The organism is Pseudomonas sp. C11 (genome assembly GCF_034683865.1).
Taxonomy (GTDB): Bacteria; Pseudomonadota; Gammaproteobacteria; order Pseudomonadales; family Pseudomonadaceae; genus Aquipseudomonas.
On record NZ_JAWIIP010000024.1, the window covers coordinates 17,797 to 44,371 of the forward strand.

Annotated in this window: 19 protein-coding genes and 2 pseudogenes; 11 read left to right on the top strand and 10 right to left on the bottom strand. The window is 64.8% G+C overall.

Annotation, left to right across the window (positions count from 1 at the left end):
- Window positions 1-13 precede the first annotated feature (13 nt).
- Entirely contained in the window at window positions 14-1,324 is a 1,311-nt protein-coding gene (locus VC352_RS24435; protein ID WP_322982096.1) for an aspartate aminotransferase family protein, read from the top strand.
- On the opposite strand, the gene VC352_RS24440 is transcribed toward VC352_RS24435, so the two are convergent.
- The 7 genes and pseudogenes from VC352_RS24440 to VC352_RS24465 all read right to left on the bottom strand — a co-directional run bounded on the left by VC352_RS24440 (window position 1,321) and on the right by VC352_RS24465 (window position 10,327).
- Window positions 1,321-2,373 carry an AraC family transcriptional regulator gene (locus VC352_RS24440; RefSeq protein ID WP_322982097.1) on the bottom strand — a complete coding sequence of 351 codons (1,053 nt, stop codon included), beginning with the start codon at window positions 2,371-2,373 and terminating at the stop codon, window positions 1,321-1,323. The genes VC352_RS24435 and VC352_RS24440 overlap by 4 nt on opposite strands.
- A gap of 146 nt (window positions 2,374-2,519) precedes the next feature.
- A complete protein-coding gene (locus tag VC352_RS25645; protein WP_416340236.1) occupies window positions 2,520-3,383 on the bottom strand; it encodes a methyl-accepting chemotaxis protein in 864 nt (287 codons plus the stop codon).
- Window positions 3,378-4,145, bottom strand: a pseudogene (locus VC352_RS25650) (MCP four helix bundle domain-containing protein); the annotation flags it as partial. The pseudogene VC352_RS25650 and the gene VC352_RS25645, both read right to left, overlap by 6 nt.
- A 69-nt stretch (window positions 4,146-4,214) precedes the next feature.
- Window positions 4,215-5,285 (bottom strand): HD domain-containing phosphohydrolase, encoded by a 1,071-nt coding sequence (locus VC352_RS24450; RefSeq protein ID WP_322982099.1) that lies wholly within the window; start codon window positions 5,283-5,285, stop codon window positions 4,215-4,217.
- On the bottom strand, window positions 5,275-7,764 hold the full coding sequence (locus VC352_RS24455; RefSeq protein ID WP_322982100.1) for an ATP-binding protein: 2,490 nt from the start codon (window positions 7,762-7,764) through the stop codon (window positions 5,275-5,277). The genes VC352_RS24450 and VC352_RS24455 overlap by 11 nt, the downstream gene beginning before the upstream one ends.
- Window positions 7,765-8,017: 253 nt before the next feature.
- The gene (locus VC352_RS24460; RefSeq protein ID WP_322982101.1) at window positions 8,018-8,485 is read right to left on the bottom strand and encodes a MarR family winged helix-turn-helix transcriptional regulator; all 468 of its coding nucleotides are present in this window, start codon (window positions 8,483-8,485) and stop codon (window positions 8,018-8,020) included.
- 72 nt (window positions 8,486-8,557) lie between these two features.
- Window positions 8,558-10,327: a sigma 54-interacting transcriptional regulator gene (locus VC352_RS24465; protein ID WP_322982102.1), complete on the bottom strand. Its 1,770-nt coding sequence runs from the start codon at window positions 10,325-10,327 to the stop codon at window positions 8,558-8,560.
- A 255-nt stretch (window positions 10,328-10,582) separates the two neighbouring features.
- Between VC352_RS24465 and VC352_RS24470 the strand changes: the two genes are divergently transcribed.
- The 9 genes and pseudogenes from VC352_RS24470 to VC352_RS25660 all read left to right on the top strand — a co-directional run bounded on the left by VC352_RS24470 (window position 10,583) and on the right by VC352_RS25660 (window position 22,510).
- Complete coding sequence (locus VC352_RS24470; protein WP_322982103.1) at window positions 10,583-12,058, top strand: benzaldehyde dehydrogenase; 1,476 nt, start codon at window positions 10,583-10,585, stop codon at window positions 12,056-12,058.
- A 44-nt stretch (window positions 12,059-12,102) separates the two neighbouring features.
- Complete coding sequence (locus tag VC352_RS24475) at window positions 12,103-12,870, top strand: coniferyl-alcohol dehydrogenase (RefSeq protein WP_322982104.1); 768 nt, start codon at window positions 12,103-12,105, stop codon at window positions 12,868-12,870.
- An 83-nt stretch (window positions 12,871-12,953) separates the two neighbouring features.
- Window positions 12,954-14,579 (top strand): DUF1302 domain-containing protein, encoded by a 1,626-nt coding sequence (locus tag VC352_RS24480; RefSeq protein ID WP_322982105.1) that lies wholly within the window; start codon window positions 12,954-12,956, stop codon window positions 14,577-14,579.
- A 17-nt stretch (window positions 14,580-14,596) separates the two neighbouring features.
- Entirely contained in the window at window positions 14,597-15,961 is a 1,365-nt protein-coding gene (locus VC352_RS24485; protein ID WP_416340235.1) for a DUF1329 domain-containing protein, read from the top strand.
- Between the two features lie 49 nt (window positions 15,962-16,010).
- Entirely contained in the window at window positions 16,011-17,072 is a 1,062-nt protein-coding gene (locus VC352_RS24490; RefSeq protein ID WP_322982107.1) for a WD40/YVTN/BNR-like repeat-containing protein, read from the top strand.
- 46 nt (window positions 17,073-17,118) lie between these two features.
- Window positions 17,119-19,509 (top strand): efflux RND transporter permease subunit, encoded by a 2,391-nt coding sequence (locus VC352_RS24495; RefSeq protein ID WP_322982108.1) that lies wholly within the window; start codon window positions 17,119-17,121, stop codon window positions 19,507-19,509.
- A 72-nt stretch (window positions 19,510-19,581) separates the two neighbouring features.
- Window positions 19,582-20,502 (top strand): alpha/beta hydrolase, encoded by a 921-nt coding sequence (locus VC352_RS24500; RefSeq protein ID WP_322982109.1) that lies wholly within the window; start codon window positions 19,582-19,584, stop codon window positions 20,500-20,502.
- 919 nt (window positions 20,503-21,421) lie between these two features.
- Window positions 21,422-21,655 (top strand): annotated as a pseudogene (locus VC352_RS25655) (HAMP domain-containing protein); the annotation flags it as partial.
- Window positions 21,656-21,679: 24 nt separating this feature from the next.
- Entirely contained in the window at window positions 21,680-22,510 is an 831-nt protein-coding gene (locus tag VC352_RS25660) for a methyl-accepting chemotaxis protein (RefSeq protein WP_416340237.1), read from the top strand.
- 86 nt (window positions 22,511-22,596) lie between these two features.
- Here the strand turns inward: VC352_RS25660 and VC352_RS24510 are convergent, their stop codons facing one another.
- Together VC352_RS24510 and VC352_RS24515 are read right to left on the bottom strand one after the other, a co-directional pair.
- Complete coding sequence (locus VC352_RS24510) at window positions 22,597-23,547, bottom strand: PDR/VanB family oxidoreductase (protein ID WP_322982111.1); 951 nt, start codon at window positions 23,545-23,547, stop codon at window positions 22,597-22,599.
- Window positions 23,544-24,608, bottom strand: coding sequence for an aromatic ring-hydroxylating dioxygenase subunit alpha (locus tag VC352_RS24515; protein WP_322982112.1), 1,065 nt, complete (start codon window positions 24,606-24,608; stop codon window positions 23,544-23,546). Before VC352_RS24515 ends, VC352_RS24510 begins: the two co-directional genes overlap by 4 nt.
- Window positions 24,609-24,786: 178 nt before the next feature.
- Here VC352_RS24515 and VC352_RS24520 point away from each other — a divergent pair, with 178 nt between their 5' ends.
- Window positions 24,787-25,518, top strand: coding sequence for a GntR family transcriptional regulator (locus VC352_RS24520; protein WP_322982113.1), 732 nt, complete (start codon window positions 24,787-24,789; stop codon window positions 25,516-25,518).
- A gap of 278 nt (window positions 25,519-25,796) precedes the next feature.
- On the opposite strand, the gene VC352_RS24525 is transcribed toward VC352_RS24520, so the two are convergent.
- The gene (locus VC352_RS24525) at window positions 25,797-25,964 is read right to left on the bottom strand and encodes a phage integrase N-terminal SAM-like domain-containing protein (protein ID WP_322982114.1); all 168 of its coding nucleotides are present in this window, start codon (window positions 25,962-25,964) and stop codon (window positions 25,797-25,799) included.
- Window positions 25,965-26,575 lie beyond the last annotated feature (611 nt).

Here is a 26,575-nt window from a genome sequence, read left to right on the forward strand (position 1 = left end):
GCGGAGGCGCAGGATGCTCAAGGTCAATGCATTCGAGAGCGCGCAGCTCGCCAGCCTGGATGCCGCGCGCCAGCAGCAGGTGGAAAGGCGACGGCGTCTGTTGGGGCCGGCTTACCAGCTGTTCTACGACCAGCCGCTGCACCTGGTGCGCGGGCGTGGCGCCGAGGTGTTCGACAGCGCCGGTCGCGCCTACCTGGATCTGTACAACAACGTCCCCTCGGTGGGGCATTGCCACCCGCACGTGGTGGCGGCCATGGCTCGCCAGGCGGGCGAGCTGAACATCCATACCCGCTATCTGCACGATGGCATCCTCGACTATGCCGAGCGCTTGCTGGCGACCCTGCCGGAGATGTCCGCGCACGTGATGTTCACCTGCACCGGCAGCGAGGCCAACGACCTGGCGCTGCGCATCGCTCGTGACCATAGCGGCGGAACGGGTGTGATCGTCACCCGTTATGCCTATCACGGCATCACCACGGCCATTGCCGAGCTGTCGCCCTCGATGGGCGAGTACGTGCCGGTGGCCGGCGACGCGCGCCTGGTCGATGCCCCCCTGCACCGGCCACAGCTGCCTGAACAGGTGGGCGCGCAGTTCGCCGCGCAGGTGCGCGCGGCGCTGGCGGACATGCGCCGGCATGGCATCCGCCCGGCTGCCCTGCTGGTCGATACCCTGTTCACCAGCGACGGCGTATTCGCCGATCCGCCGGGCTTTCTCGCCGAAGCGGTAGCAGCGGTGCGCGCGGCAGGCGGGCTGTTCATCGCTGACGAAGTACAGCCCGGTTTCGGTCGTACCGGCAGCCATTTCTGGGGTTTCCAGCGCCATGGTCTGGCGCCAGATCTGGTGACCCTGGGCAAGCCGATGGGCAACGGCCACCCACTGGCCGGGGTGATCTGCCAGCCGCACCTGGTCGAGCGCTTCGGCCAGTGCGCGGCCTATTTCAATACCTTCGGTGGCAACCCGGTGGCGGCAGCGGTGGGCCTGGCGGTGCTGGAGGTGATCGAGGCGGAAGGCTTGCAGGCCAATGCGGCGCGGGTCGGGGCCTTGCTCCAGACCGGGCTTGGCAGCCTCGCTGTGCGTTATCCGCAACTCGGCGAGGTGCGCGGCGCCGGTCTGTTCATTGGCGTCGACGTGCTCGATGGCGAGGGGCAGGCCGATACCCGTGGCACGCGAAGCCTGGTCAATGCCCTGCGTGACGAGGGCGTGCTGATCGGGGCCTCCGGGCCGGCCAGCAATGTGCTGAAGATCCGCCCACCACTGTGCCTGAGCGCGGCCCAGGGTGAGCGTTTTCTGCAGGTGTTGGAGACCGTCCTGGCCAGAAGCTAGCTGCGTTCAGTGCCCTGGCGCGCCTGCCGCCACTGCCGTGGGCTGAGCCCATGCCAGCGGCGGAAGGCGCGGGAGAAGGCGCTCAGTTCGGAATAGCCGAGCAGGGCGGTGATTTCGGCCAGGGCGACACCCTGTTCCAGGTGCAGGTTGGCCAGCTCGCGGCGGGTCTGGTCGAGCAGGGACGAGAAGCTCAGGCCTTCATCGTTGAGGCGGCGTTGCAGTGTCCAACTAGGCAGGCGCAGGGCGTCGGCCAGTTTCTCCAGGCTGGGTTCGCCGCTTTCCAGCAACAGACGAATCTGCCGCCTGGCCTCGTCCATCAGGCCGTTGCGTGGCGCGCCTTCGCCCGTGCTGCCGGCCAACTGGCGCAGGTTGTCGAACATCAGTGCCAGCAGGCGACCATCGCGCCCTGGCATCGGCTGTTCCAGCACGCTGCGCTGGAACACCAGAGCATTGCTCGGCTGGTCGAAGAATGCCGGCGCGTCGAAGGCCTTGCAGTGCTCGTACCAGGCCTCCGGGCGGGCGTGTTCGAAGTGCACCTGCTCCGGTGCCCAGCGCGTGCCCAGCGCGTGGCGCATCAGGTTGAAGAACATGCCTAGCGACAGCTCGGCATCCTGGCGCTTGTGCCGGATGCCGCCGTGCTGCACCTGATAGTCCAGCTGGCACAGCGGGCCTCGCTCGTCGAGCCGGAGCAGGCTGCCCTGCTGGTGGTAAGGGAAGGCCCGCACCACGTTGCGCAGGGCGTCACCGAGGGTGGCCGAGCTCATGCCGATGTAGCCGAGCAGGCCGAGGGCGTCGGGCTTGAACTGGCGCCCGTAGCGCAGGCCGAAGTGCAGGTTGTGCGTTTGCCGCGCAGCCTCCTCGAACACTGCGCAGTACTGGTGCAGGTCGAGGCTCAGGGTCGGCTGGTCGAGGCATTCGGGGTCGATGCCGGCGCGGCCGAGGATGCTATCCGGGTCGCCGCCGGCCTGTTGGATGAACTCCACCAGCCCGGTGGCCGCCGAGGCCAGAACGCCGACGCGATGAGACCTGTCCGTTGCTGTGCTGGGCACCTTGATTCTCCGCTGGGACAACGCTTGTCGGAGCTATTCAAGAAGCGTTCCACGCCCGTGCCGAGCGGTCTCTGGCCTCGTGCCGGGCGGTCATGAGCCGGTATGCGCTCCGTTTTGGCGCGCGTCGCACAAGCTTGTGCGCGACCTCAGATGCGAAAGCGCGCCACCATGCCATTGAGGTCGTCGGCCAGATTGGCCAGCACGCGGCTGGCGGTGTTGGTTTCCTCCGAGCCGGCCGATGTCTGCAGCGACAGGTCGCGGATGTTGACCAGGTTGCGATCCACTTCGCGGGCGACGTGTGCCTGTTGCTCGGTGGCGGCGGCGATGACCAGGTTGCGATCACGGATGTCGCCGATGGAGTGGATGATCTGCTGCAGGGCCTGACCTGCGCCTTCGGCAATTTCTCGGGTCTGCTTGGCCAGGCCGTTGCTGGCTTCCATGGAGCGTACGGCCTGTTCCGTGTCGCTCTGCACGGTGCTGATCATGGTTTCGATTTCCTGGGTCGACTGCCCCGTCTTGTGGGCCAGTGCGCGCACCTCGTCGGCGACCACCGCGAAACCACGCCCAGCTTCACCGGCACGGGCAGCTTCGATGGCCGCGTTGAGGGCCAGCAGGTTGGTTTGTTCGGCGATGCTGCGGATGACGTCCAGTACCTGGCTGATACCGCGGATCTTGCCGGCGAGCTGGCCGAAGTTGCTCGAGGTTTCATCGACGTTGGTCGCCAGTTTACCGATGGAGGACAGGGTCTGGTTGATCCGTTCGCTGCCCTGTTCGGCGATTCGTCCAGACTCGCTGGAGCTTTCCGAGGCGGCGGCAGCATTGCGCGCGACGTCGTCCACGGCGCTGCTCATCTCGGTTACGGCGGTGGCGGCCTGGTCGATTTCCTGGCTCTGTCGGTGCAGGGCCTGGGTCGTGCTGTCGGTGACGTTGGTCAGCTGCTCGGCCGCCGAGGCAAGTTGGTTGGAGGCATCGGCGATCTGCTCGATGGTACTGCGCAGGTTGCCCTGCATGCCTTTGAGGGCTTGCAGTAGTTTGGCCGGCTCGTCGTTGCCCTGTGCATCGATGATGCGGTTCAGGTCGCCAGCGGCCACCGAGTTGGCAACCTCCACGGCATCTGCCAGTGGGCGCGCGATGCTGCGTGTCAGTAGGGTGGCGAGCACCAGCGTGGCGACGGCGGCCAGCGCCATGACAGCCAGGGTACCGCTGAGTGCCCGGTCATAGATGGCGCTGGACGCCTTCGCAGCCGCGCTGGCGCCATCACGGTTCTGCACGATCAGGTCATTGAGGGCCGTGACCATCTGGTCGGCATGGCTGTTCAGATCGCCTTCGACCAGGGTGCTGGCGGCTTTATGGTCGCCCGCCTGAGCGCGTTCGAGCACCTGGGACTGGGCTTGCAGATAGTCGCTCTCGAGCTGTTTGAAACGCTGGTACTGGCTGCGTTCCTGCTCGGAACTGATGAGCTTTTCATAGACCTGCTGCCGATCCTGCAGGGTGCTGCGCAACTGCTGTGCCTGCGTCACGCTGGTCTGCAGATGGGCGTTGTCCTCGGTCAGTACTGCACGCAGGGTGCTGGCTTGCAGGCGCATGATCGATTGGGTCACGTCGTTGAGTGCATTGAGGCTGGGCACCCAGTTCTCTTCGACCTCGCCGGATCGCTCGTGCATGCTGGCCATCTGCAGCAGTGCGAAGCCTCCGAGGAGGAATACCAGTAGGGCGATCAGGCCGAAACCCAGTGCGGCCCTTGGTGCGATGGAGAGCGAGCGGAGGTTCATAGCGGCAATACTCGTACGTGGAATGGGTTACGGCCATAACTGCGGAAACCGAGTGTGTACGAGGGGAAGTCAGCCTCCTTGCGCGAGGTCGCTGAGATCACGCTGCAACGCTTCGATCTGCTCGTAGAGCCCCTCTGTGATCGCGACCAGCAACGGATCGAAGTGCTTGCCGGCCTGCTCGTGGATGTAGCGCTGCGAGTCTTCGCACGACCACGGTTGTTTGTAGGGGCGTGGCATGCGCAGGGCGTCGTAGACGTCGCAAATGGCGACGATGCGCCCCGACAGTGGAATCTGTTCGCCGCTGAGCCCCTGCGGATAACCGCTGCCGTCCCATTTCTCGTGGTGGTTCAGGGCGATTTCCGCCGCCAGGTTGGTCAGCTCCGAGGGGTGTTCGTCGCTGAGGATGGCGTGGCCGATGGCCGGGTGGGTTTGCATCAGCGTGCGCTCTTCTGCCGTGAGCGGGCCAGGCTTGAGCAGGATGTCGTCGGCAATGCCGATCTTGCCGACATCATGCATCGGCGCGGCCTGGCGGATCAGTTCGACCCAATGATCGTCCATGCCGTAGGCGCGGGCGATCAGGGCTGCTGACTCGCCGATACGGCGGATGTGGTTGCCGGTTTCGTTATCGCGGTAGGCGGCGGCGCGCGACAAGGTGCGCACCACTGAGCCGTAGCTATTGGCGAGCTGCGCGGTCCGTTCGCGGACGCGGTTTTCCAGCAGCACGTTGGACTCCTGCAGGGCCATGCTGGCGTGGCTCAATTGCAGGTTGCTGCGCACCCGCAGGATGACTTCGGGCAGGTCGACCGGTTTGCACAGGTAGTCGTTGGCGCCCAGCTCAAGACCGGTGCGGCGGTTGGCCGTGTCGCCCAGCGCGGTGATGATGATGATCGGGTTGGTGCTGCGATCACGCCCGGCGAGGGCGCGCAGGATGTCGAAGCCGCTGGGCGCCGGCATGTCCAGGTCGAGCAGCAGCAGGTTCCAGCTGTTGTGGCGCAACCAGTCGAGCGCAGCGGCCGAGTCGGAGAAGCTCAGGGTATCGCGCAGGCCAAAGGCCTTGAGGCTCGACTCCAGCAGACGGCTGTTGGCAACAACGTCATCGACGATGACCACGCGTGAGGTGCTGAAGTCTTTAGACAGCATGGGGATTCTCCGGAGGTGCCAGGGCATTGACCAACTGGCGCAGGTCGGCTGGGTCGAGGGGAACGGCGAGCAACGCGCTGGCGCCGAGGGTAACCAGTTCTTGTAGTTGCTCTTCGCGGCTCAGCAGCACCACCGGCAGGTCGGCCAGTTCGGGGGTGCGCTGAATCGCTCGCAGCACTTCACGGCCATCCAGGCCATGCATGTCGACGCTGAGCAACAGCAGATCGGGGCGTTTGTCGCGCAGGGCGTCAAGCAGCGCTGCACCGTCATCGAATTGTTGCAGGTCACGGTCGGCCAGAACCTGGCTGACGATGCTGCGGTTCTGCGCATCGTTGTCACCGTGGTAGATGCTGGCGCGAGGGGCTGCAGCCATCGCCTTGGCCTTACGGGTGTTCGGTCGATGGCGGCTCAGTTCGATCCAGAAGTGGCTGCCCTGGCCCGGCTCGCTGGTCAGGCCGACCTCGGCCTTCATCAGCGCCGCGTACTCCTTGCACAGCGACAGGCCGATACCGGTGCCCTGAATCGAACCATTCTCCTGGCCCAGGCGCTGGAACGGCTCGAACAGCAGTGGCTGGAGCTCACGGGCGATACCCATGCCAGTGTCGATGACGCTCAGGCGCACGCGTTCGCCGTGTTCGCTGCACGCCAGGGTGACGTGCCCGGCTGGTGTGTACTTGATGGCGTTGGACAGCAGGTTGAGCAGCACCTGGCGCAGGCGTCGTGGGTCGGCCACCACTGTCAGCGGCTTGTCGGGCAGATCCAGGTTCAGGGTCAGGCCATGGGCTTCCACCTCCGGCGCGACCATGTCGGCGCATTCGCGCATCAGCGCCACCGCATCGACCGGCTGCATGTCCAGCCGCGGCTGCTCGCTCTGCAGGCTGGACCAGTCGAGGATGTCGCCGACCAACTGATTGAGGTGGCGGCTGGCGAGGAGGATTTCCTCCAGGTAGTCGGGGGCGTTGGCAGCCGGTTTGGCGCCCTGCATGCGCATCAACTGAGCGAAGCCCATGATGGCGTTCAGGGGGGTGCGCAGCTCGTGGCTCATGCTGGATATGAACTGGCTCTTGGCCCGGCTGGCCTCCTGCGCCTCATGGCTGGCGCGCTGCAGTTGCGAGGCACTGAGTTCGAGCTTCTGCCCCATCTGCTCGACATCCTCGACGATGGACGCCAGCTCGCTGATATGGGTTTCGGGGCGCTTGGGTCGCCAGTTGCTCTTGCCGATTTCGCGCAGCATGCCGACGATGCCGCCGATCGGCGCGCGCAGGCGCTCGGTGAGAATGCGGATACGGCTCCACATCACGGCGAAGAACACCAGGTAGAACAGCACCAGCCCGGCGATCAGCAGATAGCCGATGTTGCGGTAGTAGAGCGCCAGGTCGTTGGTCTGGCTGAAGATTGCGTCTTCGTCCACCACTGTCAGCAGGTGCCAGTTGGTCGAAGGGATCAGCGCCCAGGCCACCAGTTTCTGCTGGCCGTCGAACGGCATGGCAACGACGCCACTGGGTTGCGTTTGCATGGTGTTGACCAGGGCGGCGGTGTCGGCGCGTTTGCGCAGGTTGAAGTCTTCAGGCTTGAACTGCTCGGAGCTGATGGCTTCGTCGTAAGAGTGCGTGGTCAGCTCATCCAGGCCGAAGTCGCGTTCGCCAGCCGGTGGCAATGCCATGATGTTCATCTCGTTGCTGACGATCACTGCGTAGCCGCCCCAGGGCACCGCCAGTTGCTCAATATGCTCGAGCAGCTTGTCGACGGTGATGTCCAGGCCGACCACGCCTTCGAGGAAGTCCTCGTGGTATACCGGTGCGATGGCGGACATCATCCAGCCTTGCCCGGCCGGGTCGAGGTAGACATCGGTCCAGACCACCTGGCGATCGGGGTTGTGCTTGGCATCGGCCAGGTAATAGAAGTTGTAGTCCGGTATCACCATGTCGTGCGGGTACTGCGCCGGCGTGTCGAACCAGGGGTAGATGCGGTTGTAGCTGTCCCAACTGTTGAAGTAGATGCTGGCGATCAACGGGTTGTTGCGCACCGTTTCACGCATGAAGGGATCAAGCTCCCTGAGGTGGGCGACCTTGCTCAGATCCTGGCGGTCAAGCGGCGTGGCGTTGGAGTAAAAGGAGGCGGCGCCGCCATCGTCGCGTTGGCTATGGCGTACGCCGCTGGGCGTGATGGACAACTGCGCGGGGGCGACCGTGTTGGTGTCGGTCAGGGCATCCTGGGTTAGCGCGGTGTAGATGCCGGTCAAGCGTGCGATATGGGTCAGCTCGCTTTGCACCAGCGACGCTTCCTGGTTGGCCGCCGCCTGCAGGTCGACCAGGGCGGTCTGACGCAGGTGGTCGACCTGGGTGTCACGGATCGAGGCGTTGGTCAGCAGATACACGGAGATGAGCACCGTTTCCACCAGGAACAACGGGATCAGTGCTGTTTGTACGAAGGCTCTCCATATCCACGTCCGAAGGGTGACTTTCGAGCCCTGTTGCATGGCGCGTGCTCCTACTTCCCGGATAAGGGAGAGAACGGAATGATGGCTATATGATATCCGGAGGCTTCTTAAGTGAATCTTAGCTCAAGGTCGAAAGTTGCGAGTCGACGTAGCTCAGCTTAGTGCTTTGCAGACCATCAGCACGGCAAGAGGCGCGTGATGCCGGGAGGGGCGCTTTCAGCTGCGCATAAAGGGCCAGGCGCCCTGGTTGCCAAGGCTGTCGGCGCAGAAGAGGCCGCGTGGCGAAGAGCGGTTATGCGCGATAGAGCTTGCGCAGCAGGTGCAGCAGTTGTTCGCGCTCCTGGCCGTCGAGCGCGGCGGTGGAGTCGAGGTCGCTCTGCGCGGCCAGTTGCTTGAGTTCCTTCAGGCGCACTTCACCAACTTTGCTGAGGAACAGGCCGTAGGAGCGTTTGTCCGGTTTGCAACGCACACGCATGGCCAGGCCGAGCTTCTCCAGCTTGTTGACCAGCACCACCGCTTGCGGCGGCTCGATGGCCAGGGCACGGGCCAGTTCGGCCTGCATCAGGCCGGGGTGCTGTTCGATGATCATCAGGGCGGTGAACTGTGCGGGGCGCAGGTCGAAGGCTTCCAGATGCGTCGCCAGGTGCTGGAAGACCTTCATCTGCGCGCGGCGCAGCACATAGCCGAGGTAGCTCTCCAGAGCCTGGTCGAGCAGCGCCGGGTTGAGGGTCGTGTCGCTCGGTTCGGGTGTCTTGGCCATGGTCTCTGTATTGATCATCTTTAAGTTAAGCGAGTTAATTATTCTGCTGGCTGCAATCCCAGGATGCCAGCACTAATTCCGCGCGGTTGGCTGCACGCCGTGTTTCTTCAGGCGGTAGGCGAACTGCGCGCGGGTCAGGCCGAGCAGGCGCGCGGCGGCGGCCAGGTTGCCCTCGGCCTTGTTCAATGCGTCATCGAGCAGGCGCCGTTCCAGGCGTTCGATATCCGGCTCGATATGCAGTTGCTGGAGCTGTTCGAGCAGGTTGTCCGGGCCGTTTGCATCGCTGTCCGTGCTGTTGGAGAGGGTGCCGCTCTGGCTCAGCGAGTACAACTGCGGCGGCAGCGGTTCGTTGTGGAACAGATGCAGGATGTCGATGGGGCGGCCTTCGTCGCTGGCGATCAGGCCACGCTCGATCAGGTTCTGCAACTCGCGCACATTGCCGGGGAAGTCGTACAGCAGCAGTGCCTTGAGCGCGCGCATGGTCAGCCCGGCGGGCGTGCGCTGGTATTCACGGCAATAGCGGCCGAGGAAGGCATCGACCAGCAGCGGAATGTCGTCGCGCCGTTCGCGCAGTGGCGGCAGGCTGATGGGGTAGACATTGAGGCGGTAGAACAGGTCTTCGCGAAAGCGTCCGGCCTGCACTTCCTGGCGCAGGTCGACGTTGGTGGCGGCGACCACGCGCACGTCCACGCGGATCGGCTGACCGCCACCGACGCGCTCCACCTCGCGCTCCTGCAGGGCGCGCAGCAGCTTGCCCTGGCCGGGCAGGCTGAGGCTGGCGATCTCGTCGAGGAACAGGGTGCCGCCATGGGCCCGCTCGAAGCGCCCGGGGCGTGAATGGCTGGCGCCGGTGAAGGCGCCGCGCTCGACGCCGAACAGCTCGGCCTCGATCAGGTTTTCCGGGATGGCGGCGCAGTTGAGCGCCACGAATGGCTGTTCGCGCCTGGGGCTGAGGCGGTGCAGCTCACGGGCGAACAGCTCCTTGCCGGCGCCGGATTCGCCGCCGATCAGCACCGTGGCGGGCGTTGGCGCCACCCGTTGCAGGGCATGGCGGGCGGCGGTGAACGCGGCGCTGGCGCCAATCGGGATCAACTCGCCCGGCTCGCTCGGGCTGCTGCGCATCGGCACCGTTGCCTGGCTGTTGGCCGGTGCCGGGGTGGCATTGGCATAGAGCAGGGCGAGGTCGGCGCTGACATCGCCCCACTGCTCGGCGGTCTTGCCGATCACCCGGCAGACCTTGTGGCCCATGGCCCGGCATTCCACCTCGCGGAAGATCACCAGGCGCCCGAACAGGCCGCTGACGTAGCCGGTGGCGTAGCCGATCTCGGTCCAGCAGGCCGAGTCCTGGCCGATGCCGTAGGCGGCGATGTGTTCGTCCGCTTCGCAGGAGTGATGCCAGAGGAACTCACCTTCGTAGAGGCCGACATCGGCGTCGAACTTGAAATGCAGCGGTTCGACCTTGGTCATGCCTTCGAGGGTGTGCAGGCGCGTGCCGGCGAAGAACACCGCAGTGCGGTCGGCCTGCGGCCAGCGCGTGCGGATCAGGTGCGCATCGCGTGCGCCGGACTGGTAGCCGGTGCGGGTGAACAAGCCGCGCGCACGCTCCAGGCCGAGGCCGTCGATGAACTCGCGGCGCAGCGCGCCGAAGGAGGAGCCGTGCATCAGCAGCATGCGCTGATCATTGAGCCAGATGCGCCCGTCACTGGGGGAGAAGAACAGGCACTCGGCCAGTTCCGCCGTGGTCGGTGACTGATCCTGCTGCAACTGCGAGCTGTCGCCACGCAGCGGGCTGGGATCCTTGCCCTGGGCGAAGTCGCTGAACAGGTGTTTGGGCATCTCCATGGTCAACGCCTCGCTTCATCAAATGATCAAAGGATTAATGGTTAATTAGCATAACTTTGATCATTTGCGTAATTCGCAGCGTTGCGTCGACCTCGTAAAAATCCCCCTCGATACCTTGCAAGCCCCGGGTTAGAGCCTCGCGTGAGATGCGCGTAAAGACTGGGCACAGCGCTTGCTCTAGTGCTGGCAGGGCAGGGCTCGTGAGCGACGCAGCGAGTGCCGCCCTCCACAAGTACAAGAACATCGGAGTGCGATATGTCCGCAGTCAAAGAGGCCGGTTTCCTGCGTGAAGCGCAGTGGCGCGAGAAGATTTTCAATGGCGGCTGGATCAGCCCGCTTGGTGGCGTCAACCCGGTGCGCGAACCCGCGACCAACACCCAACTGACCAGCACCGGCCTGGCCAATGCCGAAGACATGCGCATCGCCTGTGCCGCCGCAAGCAAGGCGCAACCGGCCTGGCATGCCCTGGGCCCGCGCGACAAGGCGCTGATCTTCCGCCGCGCGGCCGACCAGGCTGAGGCGCACTTCGCCGAGCTGGCGCTGTTCGTCGCGCGGGAAACCGGCGGTAGCGTGCTCAAGGGCAGCCATGAGGTGCGCGAGGCCATCGTGCTGCTGCACCAGGCTGCGGGGATGCTCTCACAGGGTCATGGCCTGGTGCTGCCTAGCGAGGCTGGGCGCCTGTCCTATGCGCGGCGCGTACCGCATGGCGTGGTCGGGGTGATCTCGCCGTTCAACTTCCCCCTGGTGCTGTCGCTGCGTTCGGTGGCGCCAGCGCTGGCGGCAGGCAATGCCGTGGTGCTCAAGCCCGATCCACAAACGCCGGTCAGTGGCGGTTTTCTGATCGCTCGTCTGTTCGAGGCTGCGGGGTTGCCGCATGGCCTGTTGCAGGTGCTGCCGGGGCAGGCCGAGGCCGGTGTGGCGCTGTGCGAGAACCCGCAGGTGAAGATGATCGCCTTCACCGGTTCCACCGCTGCCGGGCGCAAGGTGGCCGAAACGGCCGGGCGCACGCTGAAGAAGGTGGCTCTGGAACTGGGCGGCAAGAACTCACTGATCGTGCTGGAGGACGCCGATCTGGAGCTGGCCGCCAGCAACGCCGCCTGGGGCGCCTGGCTGCACCAGGGGCAGATCTGTATGGCCAGCGGACGCATCCTCGCGCATGCCTCGATTGCCGACGAACTGACCCGTCTGTTGGTGGAAAAGGCTCGCGCCCTGACGGTGGGCAACGCTGCCCGTGGCGAAGCGCATCTCGGCCCGCTGATCAACGAACGCCAGCATGCGCGGGTCTGCCAGATCGTCGAGGCCAGCGTCGCCGCGGGTGCGCGCCTGGAGGTGGGCGGCCCGCATGAGGGCCTGTTCTACAAGCCCAGCGTGCTCTCTGGCGTGCGCCCGGGCATGCGTGCCTTCGACGAGGAAATCTTCGGCCCGGTGGCCTGCGTGGTGCCGTTCGAGGACGACGACGAGGCGGTCGAGCTGGCCAACGCCACCGAATACGGGCTGTCCGCTGCGGTGATCTCGCCCTCGCTGGGGCGCGCCATGGCCATCGGCGAACGCCTGCACTGCGGCCTGCTGCATATCAACGACCAGACCGTGGCCGACGAGTGCATCAACCCCTTCGGCGGGCGCGGCAACTCCGGCAACGGCGGCAACGTCGGCGGCCCGGCGGACTGGGACGAATACACCCAGTGGCAGTGGGTCACGGTCAAGGACACGCCGCCGCGCTATCCCTTCTGACCGAGCCTTTTAGCGAACACAACAAGAACAAGAGGACGCGAAATATGAACCTGCAAGGCAAGACCCTGGCAGTCACCGGTGTCGCCTCCGGTATCGGCGCCGAGACCGCGCGCCTGCTGCGCTTCCACGGCGCGCGGGTGATCGGCCTGGATCGCAGCGAACCGCACATGAGCCTCGACGGCTTCGTCGAGATCGATCTGGAACACCCGGCCAGCATCGACCAGGCCGTGGCCCAGCTCCCGGCGCAGCTCGACGGCCTGTGCAACATCGCCGGCGTGCCCGGCACGGCCAACCCGCACCTGCTGGCGCGGGTCAACTACCTCGGCCTGCGTCACCTGACCGAGTCCGTACTGCCACGCATCAACGCCGGCGGCAGCATCGTCAACGTCGCCTCGATCCTCGGCGCGCAGTGGCCCGAGCGCCTGGAGCAGCACAAGGCGCTGGCGGCCGTCGAAGGGTTCGCCGCTGGCGAAGCCTGGCTGGCCGCCAACCCGGTGCCACCGCAGACCTGCTACCAGTACTTCAAGGAAGCGCTGATCGTCTGGAGCATCACCCAGGCGCAACCCTGGTTCCTGGCTCATTCGGTGCGCATGAACAGCGTGGCACCAGGGCCGGTGTTCACGCCGATCCTCGGCGATTTCGTGGCCATGCTCGGCAGCCAGCGCACCGAGGCCGATGCCCACCGCATGAAGCGCCCGGCCTATGCCGATGAGGTGGCGGCGGTAATCGCCTTCCTCTGTGCCGAGGAGTCGCGCTGGATCAACGGCGTCAACCTGCCGGTCGATGGCGGCCTGGCTTCTACCTACCTCTGAATCCACGGGAGTGAATACCCGCTGATATCGGCTGCCTGCCCGGCAGCCATTGCGTCCGTACAACAAAAACAATGAGGAACGACATGAAGCACACACAAGCGAATACCAGCGTTCGTTCGCTGGCCCTGGCCGTCAGTCTGGCCAGTAGCGTACCGGCCATGGCTGCACAGATCGATCTGGGTGACAGCGACTGGCAATTGCGCTGGGACAACACCATCAAGTACAGCCAGGCCTGGCGTCTGCAAGGGGCCGATGATCGGCTCACCAATGCGCCCACGGCCAATGGGTTGTTTCCTTCGATCCAGAGTCAGGGCGACCGTAACTTCAGCCGTGGGCTGGTTTCCAACCGCCTTGATGTCCTCTCGGAGATGGATCTGAGCCACCAGAACTACGGTCTACGCGTCAGTGGCGCGGCCTGGTACGACCAGGTTTACAACGACGACACAGACAGCAGCAATCAGCCAGATTTCCTCTCCGATACCCGCGACCTGCATGGGCGTGATGCCGAGCTGCTGGATGCCTTCGTCTACCTGCGCGGCGAACTGGGAGAAAGCTCGCAGGGCGTGCTGCGCCTGGGCCGGCACAGCCTGGTCTATGGCGAGAGCCTGTTCTACGGCGGCAACGGCATCGGCGCCGCACAGGGGCCAACCGATGTGGTCAAGCTGCTCAGCGTGCCGGGCACCCAGTTCAAGGAGATCCTGCGGCCGGTCAACCAGATCTCCGGGCAGTTGCAGATCAACCCGCGGCTGTCGGTGGGCGCTTACTACCAGTTCGAGTGGGAGCGCTCCAACCTGCCGGGCGCCGGTAGTTACCTGAGTGACAGTGATGCAATCGGCGAAGGCTCCGGCGCGCTGACCGATGTGACCGGTGGCTTGATGGTGCATGCCAGTGATATCGAGGCCAAGAACAGTGGCCAGGGCGGCGTGCAACTGCGCTTCAAACCCGAAGACACCGAACTGGAGCTGGGCCTGTATGCCGCGCAGTACCACGACAAGGCACCCAGCGGTCTGTACAGCTACGTCAACACTGCCGGGCCGTCGCCCATACTTTCGTCCTACCGCCAGGTATTCGCCGAGGACATCAAGACCGTCGGTGCCAGCTTCTCCACCGCCTATGGCGACTTCAACTTCGCCGGCGAGGCCTCGCTGCGCTGGAACGCGCCGCTGGTCAGCAACCTGCAGGTGATCGCACCCGGCCAGGCGGCGGACAACGAGGGCGATGCGCGTTACGCCAAGGGCCGCACCGCGCACGTCAACCTGTCGACCATCTACCTGCTGTCGCCGTCGGCGCTGTGGGATGGCGGCTCGATCCTTGCCGAGCTGGCGTGGAACCGCACCTTGAGCGTGACCGACAACCGCGCCGCGCTGGACAGCAACACCACCCGCGACGCCACTGCGCTGCGTGTGCTGGCCGAGCCTGCGTACTTCCAGATCGCCGATGGTTTGGATCTGAGCGTGCCGGTTGGCTTTGGCGTGGTACTCGATGGCCGCTCCTCGGCGGTCAGCAAGTCCGGCTTCGGCAACACCCATGCCGGCGACTGGAGCGTGGGCCTCAAAGCCACCTACCTGCAGCGCTGGGAGATGGGCCTGAACTACGTGAACTTCTTCGGCGCCCCGGAGGCCGGCCTGCGCGAAGACGGCAACTTCAGCTACGCCCAGTCGCTGGCCGACCGCGACTTCGTCTCGCTGTACGTGAAGACCACTTTCTAAGAACAACAACAGGTGTAATGACCATGCCTAACAAGACACTGATTTCCACCCTCTGCAGCCTGGCCCTGCTCACTGGCGGCCTGGCGCAGGCGGCCGTCGCCCCTGATCAGGCCGCGCGCCTGAAGACTGACCTGACCCCCATGGGCGCCGAGCGTGCTGGCAATGCCGATGGCAGCATCCCGGCCTGGGATGGTGGTTACACCCAGGTGCCAGCCGGTTATAAAAGTGGCGACAAACGCGCCGATCCCTTCGCTGGCGAGAAGCCGCTGTACAGCATCACCGCCGCCAATATGGGCCAGTACGCCGAGCAATTGGCCGAAGGCACCAAGGTGCTGCTGAACAAGTACCCCGACTACCGCCTGGATGTGTACCCGACCCATCGCAGCGCCGCCGCGCCGCAGTGGGTGTACGACAACACCTTCGCCAACGCCACCCGTGCCCAGGTTGACGTGCCGACCGAGAAGGTCAGTGGTACCTACGGCGGCATTCCGTTCCCGATTCCGCAGAACGGTACCGAGGTGCTGTGGAACTACCGCCTGTCCTGGCAGGGCGGTGACACCATCAGCGCGCCGTTCGACACCTGGCTGATGACGGCCGGTGGCAAGAAGGTACAGGCCACTCGCGCCAAGTTCAGCTACCAGTTCCCGTACTACTTCAAGGAGGGCAACCTGGAGAGCTTCGGCGGCAAGTACCAGTGGGGCAAGCTGTACACCGAATTGCCGTCGTCCAAAGCCGGTGAGGGCCTGATGACCCACTGGGACGTCGACCCCTCCGCCCGTGCTGCCTGGCAATACCTGGTCGGCCAGCGCCGCGTGCGCCGCGCGCCGAACATCGCCTACGACACTCCGGACTTCGTCACCTCCGGTGTCGGTCTGTTCGACGAGGCCTTCATGATCTTCGGCCCCACCGACCGCTACGACCTCAAGCTGGTGGGCAAGAAAGAACTGCTGGTGCCTTACAACAACAATCGCGCCGGCCTGGCCAAGAGTGATGATCTGGTACAGCCGCGCTTCCTCAACCCGGATCTGGTGCGCTGGGAGAAACACCGCGTCTGGGTGGTCGAGGCCACGCTCAAGGCCGGCAAGCGCCACGTCGTACCACGCCGCACCTACTATGTGGACGAGGACTCCTGGCAGGTGCTGCTGGTCGACGGCTACGACGCACAAGGTCGCCTGGGCCGGCAGATGTACAGCCTGACCCTGCTGGCACCGGACATGCCGGCCCTGACTGCGCAGGTGATGTGGGGCAGCTACAACCTCGACACCGGGGCTTACTTCCTCAACTCCTCGAGCAACGATCTGAACGAGCAGTATCACGCGATCGATCGGCCTTCTGCCACGTTCTTCACCCCTGATGCCATGGCCAACTCCAGCATCCGTTGAGTCGAGCGACCGGGGCGGCAGTATCGCCCCGGCCTTCGAGGAGGTTTCGATGAAAGTCTTAGCGAAAGGGCTAGGCGGGTTCGTCCTGCTGCTGGCCGGTGTTTTCGCCCAGGCCGTGCAAGCGGCCCCTGCCGTGCTGGAGCGCCCGGCCCTGCACAGTGCCAAGGCCGAGCGCAGTGTGATGCTGGGCCTGGCTCGTGCCGGGCAGCGCCTGGTGGCAGTCGGCGAGCGCGGCATCATCCTGCTGTCGGACGACGATGGCGCCAGTTGGCGCCAGGCTAACGTGCCGGTCAGCGTCAACCTCACCGCCGTGCAATTCGTCGATGCCCGGCAGGGCTGGGCGGTCGGCCATCTCGGCGTGGTGTTGCATAGCAGCGATGGCGGGGAAACCTGGAGCAAGCAGCTCGATGGCATCCAGGCGGCCAATCGGGTGCTGCAGGCAGCGCAGGCCTCGGGCGATGCGGATGCCATCGCACAGGCCGAGGCGATGGTTGCCGATGGCCCGGACAAACCCTTTCTCGACCTGTATTTCCTGAATGAGCGCGTCGGCTATCTGGTCGGTGCCTACAACCTGATCCTGCGTACCGATGATGGTGGCCAGAGCTGGCAGAGCTGGATGCAGCACCTGGACAACCCGCAAGCACTCAACCTTTACGCCATACGTGCCTGGCGCGGCGATCTCTACATCGCCGGCGAGCGTGGCCTGCTGCTGCGCTCGCGCGATGGCGGTGAGCATTTCGCCGCCTTGCCATCGCCCTACGAGGGCAGCTTCTTCGGCCTGCTCGCCGCCCGTGATGGGCTGCTGGCCTATGGGCTGCGCGGCAACGCCTGGTGGTCGGCCGATGGTGGCGAAACCTGGCAGGCGCTGGATACCGGCGTGGAGTCGGCCCTTGCCGCCGCGCTGGAACTGGCTGACGGCCGTTTGCTGCTGGCCGGGCAGGGCGGTGAGCTGCTGGTCGCACAGCCTGGCAGTGCCCGCGCGCAGAGCGTGCCGCTGCGCCTGGCGCCGGGCCTGGCCAGCGTCGTCCAGGCCGCTGATGGCAGCCTCGCCAGTGGCGGCCTGAGTGGTATCGCCGCGCGGCAAATCCCTGAACAGTCGGCCCAGCGCTGAGTGATCCCGTTTCGGCGTGGCATTTGCCGCGCCTGAGGAGTGCGTAGTGAAATTCGAGAATCCTGCCGATGCCGTGCCGAGCGTGGCCACGCATCTGGATGCTTTCGATCCGCGTTCGGGCAATGTCGTCGAGCGTGCGATCTTCAATCACCGTCTGCTGGTGATCCTGCTGTGCCTGGCGCTGACCCTGCTGCTTGGCTGGCAGGCGCGCGGCATCGGCATCAACGCCAGCTTCGAGAAAACCATCCCGACCCAGCATCCCTACATCGCCAACTTCCTCGCCGAGCGCAGCGAACTGAGCGGCGTCGGCAATGTGCTGCGCATCGCCGTGGCCACTCAGGAGGGCGACATCTTCAACGCCGCCTACCTCGACACCCTGGCGCGCCTGAACGACGAGCTGTACCTGCTGCCGGGCGTCGACCGGCCCTACATGAAATCGCTGTGGACGCCGACCACGCGCTGGACGGCAGTGACCGAAGAAGGCCTCGATGGCGGCACGGTGATCCCCGATGGTTACGACGGCTCGCCCGCCAGCCTTGACGAGGTACGCGCCAACGTCGCCCGCTCCGGCGAGATCGGCCAACTGGTGGCCGGTGACATGCGCTCCAGCGTGATCTTCCTGCCGCTGCTCGACCGTAACCCGCAGACCGGCGAAGCGCTGGACTACGCGGCGCTGTCGCAACAACTGGAAGCGCTGCGCGCCAAGTACCAGGCAGAAGGCGTGAGCATCCATATCACCGGCTTCTCGAAGATCGTCGGCGACCTGCTGGAAGGGCTGGGCCAGGTGGCGCTGTTTTTCGTCATTGCCGTGCTGGTCAGCGTGGCCATGCTGCTGGCCTACACCCGTTGCCTGCGCAGCACCTTCGCCGTGGTCGCCTGCTCGCTGGTGGGCGTGCTCTGGCAGGTGGGGTTGCTGGCGTCGTTGGGCTACGCGCTCGATCCCTATTCGATCCTGGTGCCGTTCCTGGTGTTCGCCATCGGCATGAGCCACGGCTCGCAGAAGATGAACGGCATCATGCAGGACATCGGTCGCGGCCTGTCGAACCTGGCTGCGGCACGCATGACCTTTCGTCGCCTGTTCCTCGCCGGGCTGACCGCGCTGATCAGCGATGCGGTGGGCTTTGCCGTGCTCTGGGTGATCGACATTCAGGTCATCCGCGACCTGGCCATCACCGCCAGCATCGGCGTGGCCGTGCTGGTGCTGACCAACCTGGTGCTGCTGCCGGTACTGCTCAGCTACACCGGCGTCAGCGCCAAGGCGGCGCAGCGCAGCCTGCGTGACCAGCAGGCCGGGCACGAGCGCCATCCGCTGTGGACTGGCCTGTCGCGCTTCGCCACGCCGCGCCGGGCGGTGGCTGCGCTGTTGGTCGGCGCCGTGCTGGCAATAGGCGGCAAGCTGGTTGGCAGCCATCTGCAGATCGGCGACCTTGACCCCGGCGCGCCAGAGTTGCGCGCTGACTCGCGCTACAACCGCGATGCGGCCTTCATGAACGCGCACTACGCCGCCAGCTCGGACATCTTCGTGATCATGGTGCGCACCCCCGAGGATCAATGTACGCGCTACAACACGCTGGCCGCAGTGGATGAGCTGGCCTGGCGCCTGGAGCAACTGCCGGGCGTGGAGGCGACCAACTCCATGGCCAGCCTGAGCAAGATGGCCAGCGCCGGCTACAACGAGGGCAACCTCAAGTGGTACGAGCTGGTGCCCAACGAAGGCGCCCTGGGCACCGTGCAGACGCGCGCCCCGCGCGAGCTGTTCAACCAGGGTTGCTCGCTGCTGTCGCTTTACGTCTACCTGGCCGACCACAAGGCCGCGACCCTTTCGCGGGTGGTGGCCGAGAGCGAGGCGTTCATCGCCCAGCAGTCGCTGCCGGAGGTGAAGTTCATGCTCGCCGCCGGCAGCGCCGGTATCGAAGCGGCCACCAATATCGTGGTCGAGAAGGCCATGCACGAGATGCTCTATTGGGTCTACGGCGCGGTCATCCTGCTGTGCTGGATCACCTTCCGCAACTGGCGCGCGGTGCTCGCCGCGATCCTGCCGCTGATGCTCACCTCGGTGCTGGCCGAGGCGCTGATGGTCGGCCTCGGCATGGGCGTGAAAGTGGCCACGCTGCCAGTGATCGCCCTCGGTGTGGGCATCGGCATCGACTACGCGCTGTATGTGCTCAGCGTGCTGCTGGCGCGCATGAAGGAGGGCGACAGTCTGGTCGAGGCCTACTACGGCGCGCTGCTGGCCACCGGCAAGGTGGTGCTGCTGACCGGTCTGACCCTGGCCATCGCCGTGGCCACCTGGGTGTTCTCGCCGATCAAGTTCCAGGCCGACATGGGCATCCTGCTGGCCTTCATGTTCCTGGTGAACATGCTCGGCGCGTTGATCCTGCTGCCGGCGCTGGCCTGGTTGCTGCTGCCGCGTGGTTCTCGCAAGGCCGCTGACTGAAACCGCGCAGGCCGACGGGCATCCGTCGGCCTGCTGCCCCCAATCGTTCGTCCATGCCATGAGAACTCTGCGATGAAACTCGTGCAAACCCTTGCCGCCAAATTGCTCCGCGCGTTCGCCAAACGGATGAAGTCGAGCTTCGTGTATGCCCGTGCCGACTATCCGCTGCAGGCGCGCCAGACCCGCTATATCGACACCCCGCAGGGGCGCGCTCGCGCGCTGTTCTATTGGCCGCTGGCCGGAAGTCAGCAACCGCGGCCGGTCTACCTGAATCTGCACGGCGGCGGCTTCGTTGCTGGCGTGCCGGAGCACGATGACAGCTACTGCCAGCGCCTGGCGCACAACCTGGGCTGCCTGGTGGTCAACCTCGACTATGTGCTGGCGCCTGAGCATCCCTTTCCGGCGGGGCTTAACCAGTGTTTCGCGGTGCTGGAGTGGCTGGCGGACAACGCCACCGAGCTGGGCATCGACCCCTGGCGCATGGCTGTTGGCGGGCACAGTGCCGGCGGCAACCTGACCGCCGGCGTTGCCGCCCTGGCGCGCAATCATCAGCGTCTGCGCGTGGTGCATCAGGTGATCGACTACGCCGCGCTGGATCTCGCCGCGCCTGCCGAGGGCAAGACCTCGGCGCTGGCAAAACCGCTGCTGCGCCCTGGCCTAATGGGCTTCTTCAACCGTTGTTACTTACGCGACCCGGCGCAGGCGTTAGATCCGCTGGCCTCACCCGCGTTGGCTGCGGTCGAGCAATTGCGCGGACTGCCGCCTGCCACGTTGATTACCGCCGAGTACGACGTCTTGCGGGCGGAAGGCCAAGCCTATGCCGCCAAGCTGCGCGAGGCCGGTGTTGCCGTGCAGGAGCGGATGTTTGTCGGCTGTGACCATATGTTCACCCACCTGGGCCCGGACGACAGCGCCGAGCAGGCCTGGCAACTGATCGAAGACAGCCTGCGCGGCGCCTTCACCGAGTCGCGGCCTGCCATGGCAGAGGCGTGATCGCCAGGCAAGTGCGGCCTGTGCGCTCATTGGGATGCTGAGGACAAACGGGATGTTGAGGCAAATCGGTCGGCGCTTCGTCGACTGCTCGGTAGGGCAAAAACTCGTAGTTGGCTTCGGCCTGGTTTCCCTGCTTGCGGTACTGGCCATCGCCCAGGGGCTGCAAGCCACGGCGTCACTGCTGAAGCAGAGCGGTGAAGTTGGCGAGCAGGTGGCGCTCGATCAACTGGTGTTGCACATGCATGCCGCGCAGCAGGCTTATGCGCTGCAGCCCGAGCCTGCGCGCTTAGCCGAGGTCGAGCGCCTGATACAGGCCGTGCAGGCGCGCTTGTTTGCCCATTCGGGCGAGCCGGCGTCGCCGCTCGATGAGCTGTCGCGGCAACTGCGCGCGGCGCTTGACGGCTATCGCGCGCAGTTTGAGGGCTTCATCAGCAGCCGGCGCGAGGCACGCGAGGCGCAGGCACAGATGGAGCAACAGGCTGACGAGGCGCGCCTGCAGTTCGAGGCCGTACAGATGGACATGCTCGATCAGGTACGCGGCGCACTGGATGGCGGCGTGCTGCTCGACGCCGACCCGCTGAGCCTGGCCGAGCAGGCCTCGACCCTGCTGCGTGAGCTGCTGGTGGCGCGCAGCCTGGAATTTGCTTACGTACAGAACGGTGAGGCGGCTGTGCAGGCACGCTGGCACGAGCGGGTGCAAGGCATGGATACGGCGCTGGAGCTGCTCCACGGGCGCGTCGACCCGAACTCGGCGCAGAGCCTGGCGGCGGCGTCGCAGGCCTTGCAAGCCTATCGCCAGGCCTTCGAGCGCTACCTGCAGAGTCGCGACCTGAGCCGGCAGGCTGGCGAGCACATGGAGCAGCAGGCGCAGGCGCTGATGCAGCCGGTCGAGCAGGCCGTCGTCGAAGGGCGTGCGCGTATGCAGGCACACGGCGATGCGGTGGTGCTGGAGCAATTGAGCGGCGCAGCGGTGATCGTGCTGCTGGCGCTGGTGGCATCGCTGACCATTCGTGGGCTGATCCTGACGCCTCTGCGCAGCACCCTGCAGCTTGCCCGGCGCATTGCCGAAGGCGACCTTGGCGCTGTCGACCTGGCCGCTACCCGCAAGGATGAATTGGGCCAGTTGATGAGCACCATGCAGGCCATGGCCGCAACGTTGCGGCAACTGGTCATGGGCATGGGCGCTGGCGTTGCCGGCCTGGGGCAAGCCAGCGGCACCTTGGCCGCACTCAGCACACAGAGCAATGCCATCGCCCAACGGCAGAGGCAGGAAACCGAACAAGCGGCCACCGCCATGCATGAGATGGCCGCCACCGTGCAACACGTGGCGCACAATGCTGCGCAGGCATCGCAGGCCGCTACCCAGGCGCAACAGTGCGCGCACAACGGCGCCCAGGTGAGCCAGCAAGCGAGCCAACAGGTGCAGCACCTGGCCAAGCAGATGGGCCAGTGCGCGGCCGCGATGGATGACCTGCAACAGCAGATCGGGCGTATCGATGGCGTGCTGGACGTGATCAGTGCCATTGCCGAGCAAACCAATCTGCTGGCGCTCAACGCCGCCATCGAAGCCGCCAGGGCCGGGCAGCAGGGACGTGGCTTCGCCGTGGTCGCTGATGAGGTACGGGCCTTGGCCTCACGCACCCAGGCCTCGACACGCGAGATCGCTGCACTGATCCACGCTTTGCAGCAGGGCTCCCGGCACAGTCAGGCGCAGATGCATGATTGCCGTGACTTGAGTGAACAGGCCGCCGCATGGGCTCAGCAGGCGGGTATTGCCTTGGCCGATATCACCGCAGCGGTGGCGCTCAGCGAACAGATGAACCAGCAAATCGCCGCCAGTGCCGAGCAGCAGAGCTGCGTGGCCGATGAGGTGAGCCGCAATGTCAGCCAGATTCGCCATGATGCCGAGCGCGCCGCGCAGGCTAATCAGCAGACGCTGAGTGCCAGCCAGGCACTGGCCACACTGGAGCAGCAACTGCGCCAGGCCATCGCCGGCTTGCGCACCTGAGGTCGTTGCGTTGGCGAGAGGGGGCAGTCTGGAGTGTATCCAGATACCGATATGACGGCGCCGCATGTTGGGCGCCGTCTCTGCGTTTACAGATCCACCACCAGGCAGGCGCTGCGCGAGCGTGAGCAGCAGGGGGTGAACTGGTCGTTGCGGGCCTTTTCCTCATCGCTGAGAAACAGGTCGCGATGCTCCGGCTGGCCGTCCACCACGCGAGTCAGGCAGGTGCCGCAGATGCCCTGGCCGCACGATACCGGAATGTCGAAACCAGCATCCTCCAGTACCTCCAGCGCGGTGCGATCCTCCGGCACCTGCAGCTCCAGGCCTGAGCTGGCGATGCGCAGGGTGAAGGCGCCACCGCCGCTTTCGGCTTCCGGCGCGGCGAAGTATTCGCGGTGCAGGCGATCTTCCGCCCAGTCTAGGGCGCGGGCGCTGTCCAGCACGTACTCCATGAAGCCATTGGGGCCGCACACATAAAGCTGGCTGCCGGCCGGTTCGGCGGCGAGCAGGGCAGGCAAATCGAGCTTCTGCTCGGCGCTGCCATCGTCGCAGTGCAGATGCGTGCGTGCGGCGAAGGGCGCGCTGGCCAGGCGTTCAGCGAATGCAGCGAGCTTGGTCGAGCGCACGCACTGGTGCAGCGCGAAGTCGGCGCCGATGGCATGCAGACGCCAGGCCATCGACAGCAGCGGGGTGATGCCGATGCCGCCGGCCAGCAGCAGGCTGCGCGGCGCCTGCTCATTGAGAGCGAACAGGTTGCGCGGCGCGCTGATGCTCAGGCGCTGGCCGATACGCAGCAATTCGTGCACCGCCTGCGAGCCGCCTCGCGAGGCGGCGTCACGCAATACGGCGATGCGGTAGCGATGGCGTTCGCGCGGGTCGTTGCACAGCGAATACTGACGGATCAGCCCGTTGGGCAGGTGCAGGTCGATATGCGCACCTGCCTCGAAGGGCGGAAGCGGCGCGCCATCGGCCGCCACCAGTTCCAGGCCGAGGACGCCCTCGGCCTCCAGACGCATGGCGCGGATGATGACCTCGATCATGATGCGCTCCTGGCCAGAATCTGCCCGTCGCCCTGAGCCTGTTCGGCCTTGAGCAGACGCTCGATGATGCGCCGCGCCTGCACGCCGCCGGCGTCGATATTGAGCTTGAGCAGGTTGCGTTCCGGGTAGCGCAACAGGTTGCGTTGCTGGCGTTCGAGCATCTCCAGGTCTTCGCTGAAAATCTTGCCCTGGCCTTCGCGGATACGGTCGGTGAGTTCGGCGTCATCCACCTTGAAGCGCCGCGCCATGCCCCAGAAGTACCAGATCGAGGTGTCGTTCTCCGGGGTGATGAAGTCGACCACGATGCTGCTGGCCTTGTACTGCTCTGGCGCTTCATAACCACCATGCCCGGCAATGGCCACGCCGACCTCGATCAGCACATGGCTCGGCGGGGTGAAGCGGCAGATCTGCCAGCGATCCACCAACGCATCTTCGTCCAGACCATTGGCGCGCAACGCCGCACGCCAGAAGGGCGGGGCGGAGATGTTCTCCATGAAGCGGCTGGTGATCACCTCGCTGCCATCGACACGGGTGTTGACCGGCGCCTCGTCGATCTCCTTCTGGCCGATGCTGCTGGCGTGCACATAGGTCTCGTGGGTCAGATCCATCAGGTTGTCGACCATCAGCCGGTAATCGCAGGCGATGTGATACAGGCCGCCACCGTAGGCCCACTCGGGGCTTTCGGCCCACTGCAGATGCGGCAGTTGCGCCGGGTCGGCCAGCGCCTCGTCACCGGGCCAGACCCAGATGAAGCCGTAGCGCTCGATCACCGCGAAGCGGCGGATACAGGGGAAATGCTGCACACGCTGGTTGGGCATGGCGGCGGTCTTGCCGTCGCAGCCCATGGCCAGGCCGTGGTAACCGCAGACCAGCAGGCCATCCTCAACGTAACCCAACGACAGCGGCGCGCCACGGTGCGGGCAGAAGTCTTCCAGGGCCACGGCGCGGTTTTCCGGACCACGGTAGAACACCATCGACTCGCCGCAGATGGTGCGGCCCAATGGCTTGTTATCAATCTCGTCCGGCGTGCAGGCAACGTACCAGGCATTCTTCGGGAACATGACAACCTCCTCGAGGCTATTGTTGTTATTGGATCCAATAGTCTGCCTATAAGGGCTAAATGAACAGTCATAACCCGATTTATGGATCCATAAATGGGCGTTAATCGCACAAAAAGCCGAATTGACCTGGCCATTGGCTGCCGTAGACTGGTGCCATTGGATCCAATAAGGAGAGGTCATGAGTGGACCGGGACAACGGGTACTGGCACTGCTGCGGCAGATGATCGCCGAAGGCAGCCTGGCGGCGGGTGAGCGCATCGCCGAGATTCCTACGGCCGAGCGCCTGGGCGTATCGCGCATGCCGGTGCGCATGGCGTTTCGCGTGCTGGAGCAGGAAGGCCTGCTGATCCGCCATGGCGCGCGCGGCTACGCGGTGCGGCAACTGGGCGAAGAGGAACTGGCCGGCGCCGTGGAAGTGCGCGGCGTGCTCGAAGGCCTGGCCGCGCGTCAGGCAGCTGAACGCGGCGTCTCCGAGGCCGTGCGTGCAGTGCTGCTGGAATGCCTGGCGCAGGGCGACCAGCTATTCGACAAGGGCTATCTGAGCGAAGAAGACCTGGCCCGCTACCACGACATCAACCTGCGCTTTCATCAGGCGCTGGTGGAAGCCAGCGGCAACCCCGCCATCGCCACGGCCCTGGCGCGCAACGACCACCTGCCATTCGCCTCGGTCAGCGCCCTGGCCGTGGATCGCGCCCACCTCGATCGCGAATACCGCCGCTTCAACTTCGCCCACCTGCAACACCACGCCGCCGTCGACGCCGTACTCGCCGGCCAGGGCGCCCGCGCCGAAGGCATCATGCGCGAACACGCCAACGCCACCTTGCGCTACGCACGGTTGTTCGGCACGGAAGAGGGTGCAAGCAGTGGGCGGGCGGTGATACAGCGGGGCGGTAAGAACCTGGGCGAATAGATGCTCTTTTGCAGAGGTGGGCTTTAGCCGCGCTGATCCACGTAGCACGGATGCAATCCGGGAGCGTCACGATCAACCCGTTCACCCCAGCGAGGTGCCTCTAAAAACGTAGGCGAGGTAGCCAACGCAATACCGATAGCGGCCCGTAAAAACAGGCGAAAAACGCTCGGAGTCGCGTTCGACTTTACGCGCTGTAAATGAGCATTTTGATGGGGGCGCCTAGCTCGGACTCGCGCGCGAGCCTGTTTTTAACGCAGTGATGGCAACGCAGGTAGTTTTTAGAGGTGTTCTACGGTGCCAAGCTCCATTGGATGGCGCAATTTATGGCAACGGATGAAATAGCGAATCCAGTACCAGTAGGATTGCTCCGTACGGATGCTGTAGTGATGCACGCGCATCAGCGCCCGGAACTGCTCTTGCAAGCGAGGTTTGCTGGAAGTTTCCATAGCCGACTCCCTGGCTGTGTTTTTGTACAGTGGTAATGGTGGAGCAAAAAGAGGAAGTCAAGCGAATACGTTGGTTGGTCAGTGGTGGTGCGATAAGGTATTGATTTAAATAGATTTGTTTTGTGGTGAGAATGGCGATGGTGCGGAGTTAGATGGAAGGCTCTACTATCGGATTAGTACCGCCTTCCATCTAATCACTGTTATGCACTAAAGCCATGCACACATACCTAGCACAGCAAAATAAGCTCCAATTTAGGCAGAAAATCGCATTTCTATTTCTTGCAGCAGGAGCAGCTATAGGCTTTATTTTTCCACCGGCTATAGTTATCTCCATATTTGGGATAATCTCCTGCTGGCATAACACTTGGAAAATCCACACAGCCAAATGCCCGTCATGTAGCCACAATGTAGGTCTGGTTCGTCCCTACTCAAATGAAAAATGCCGTCAATGCGGTGAAGTTTTCATCCAGCCGGCCAAGACTAAAAGCCAAAGCGGGCAAGACCAATGGCTAAAGTGAAGCGCATAACAACTGGTATATGGACTCTCCCCACAAGTAGTGAGTAAAGCTTTGCCTTTGCACCTGTCGTCAGCGCGGTTGCATTCGTATATC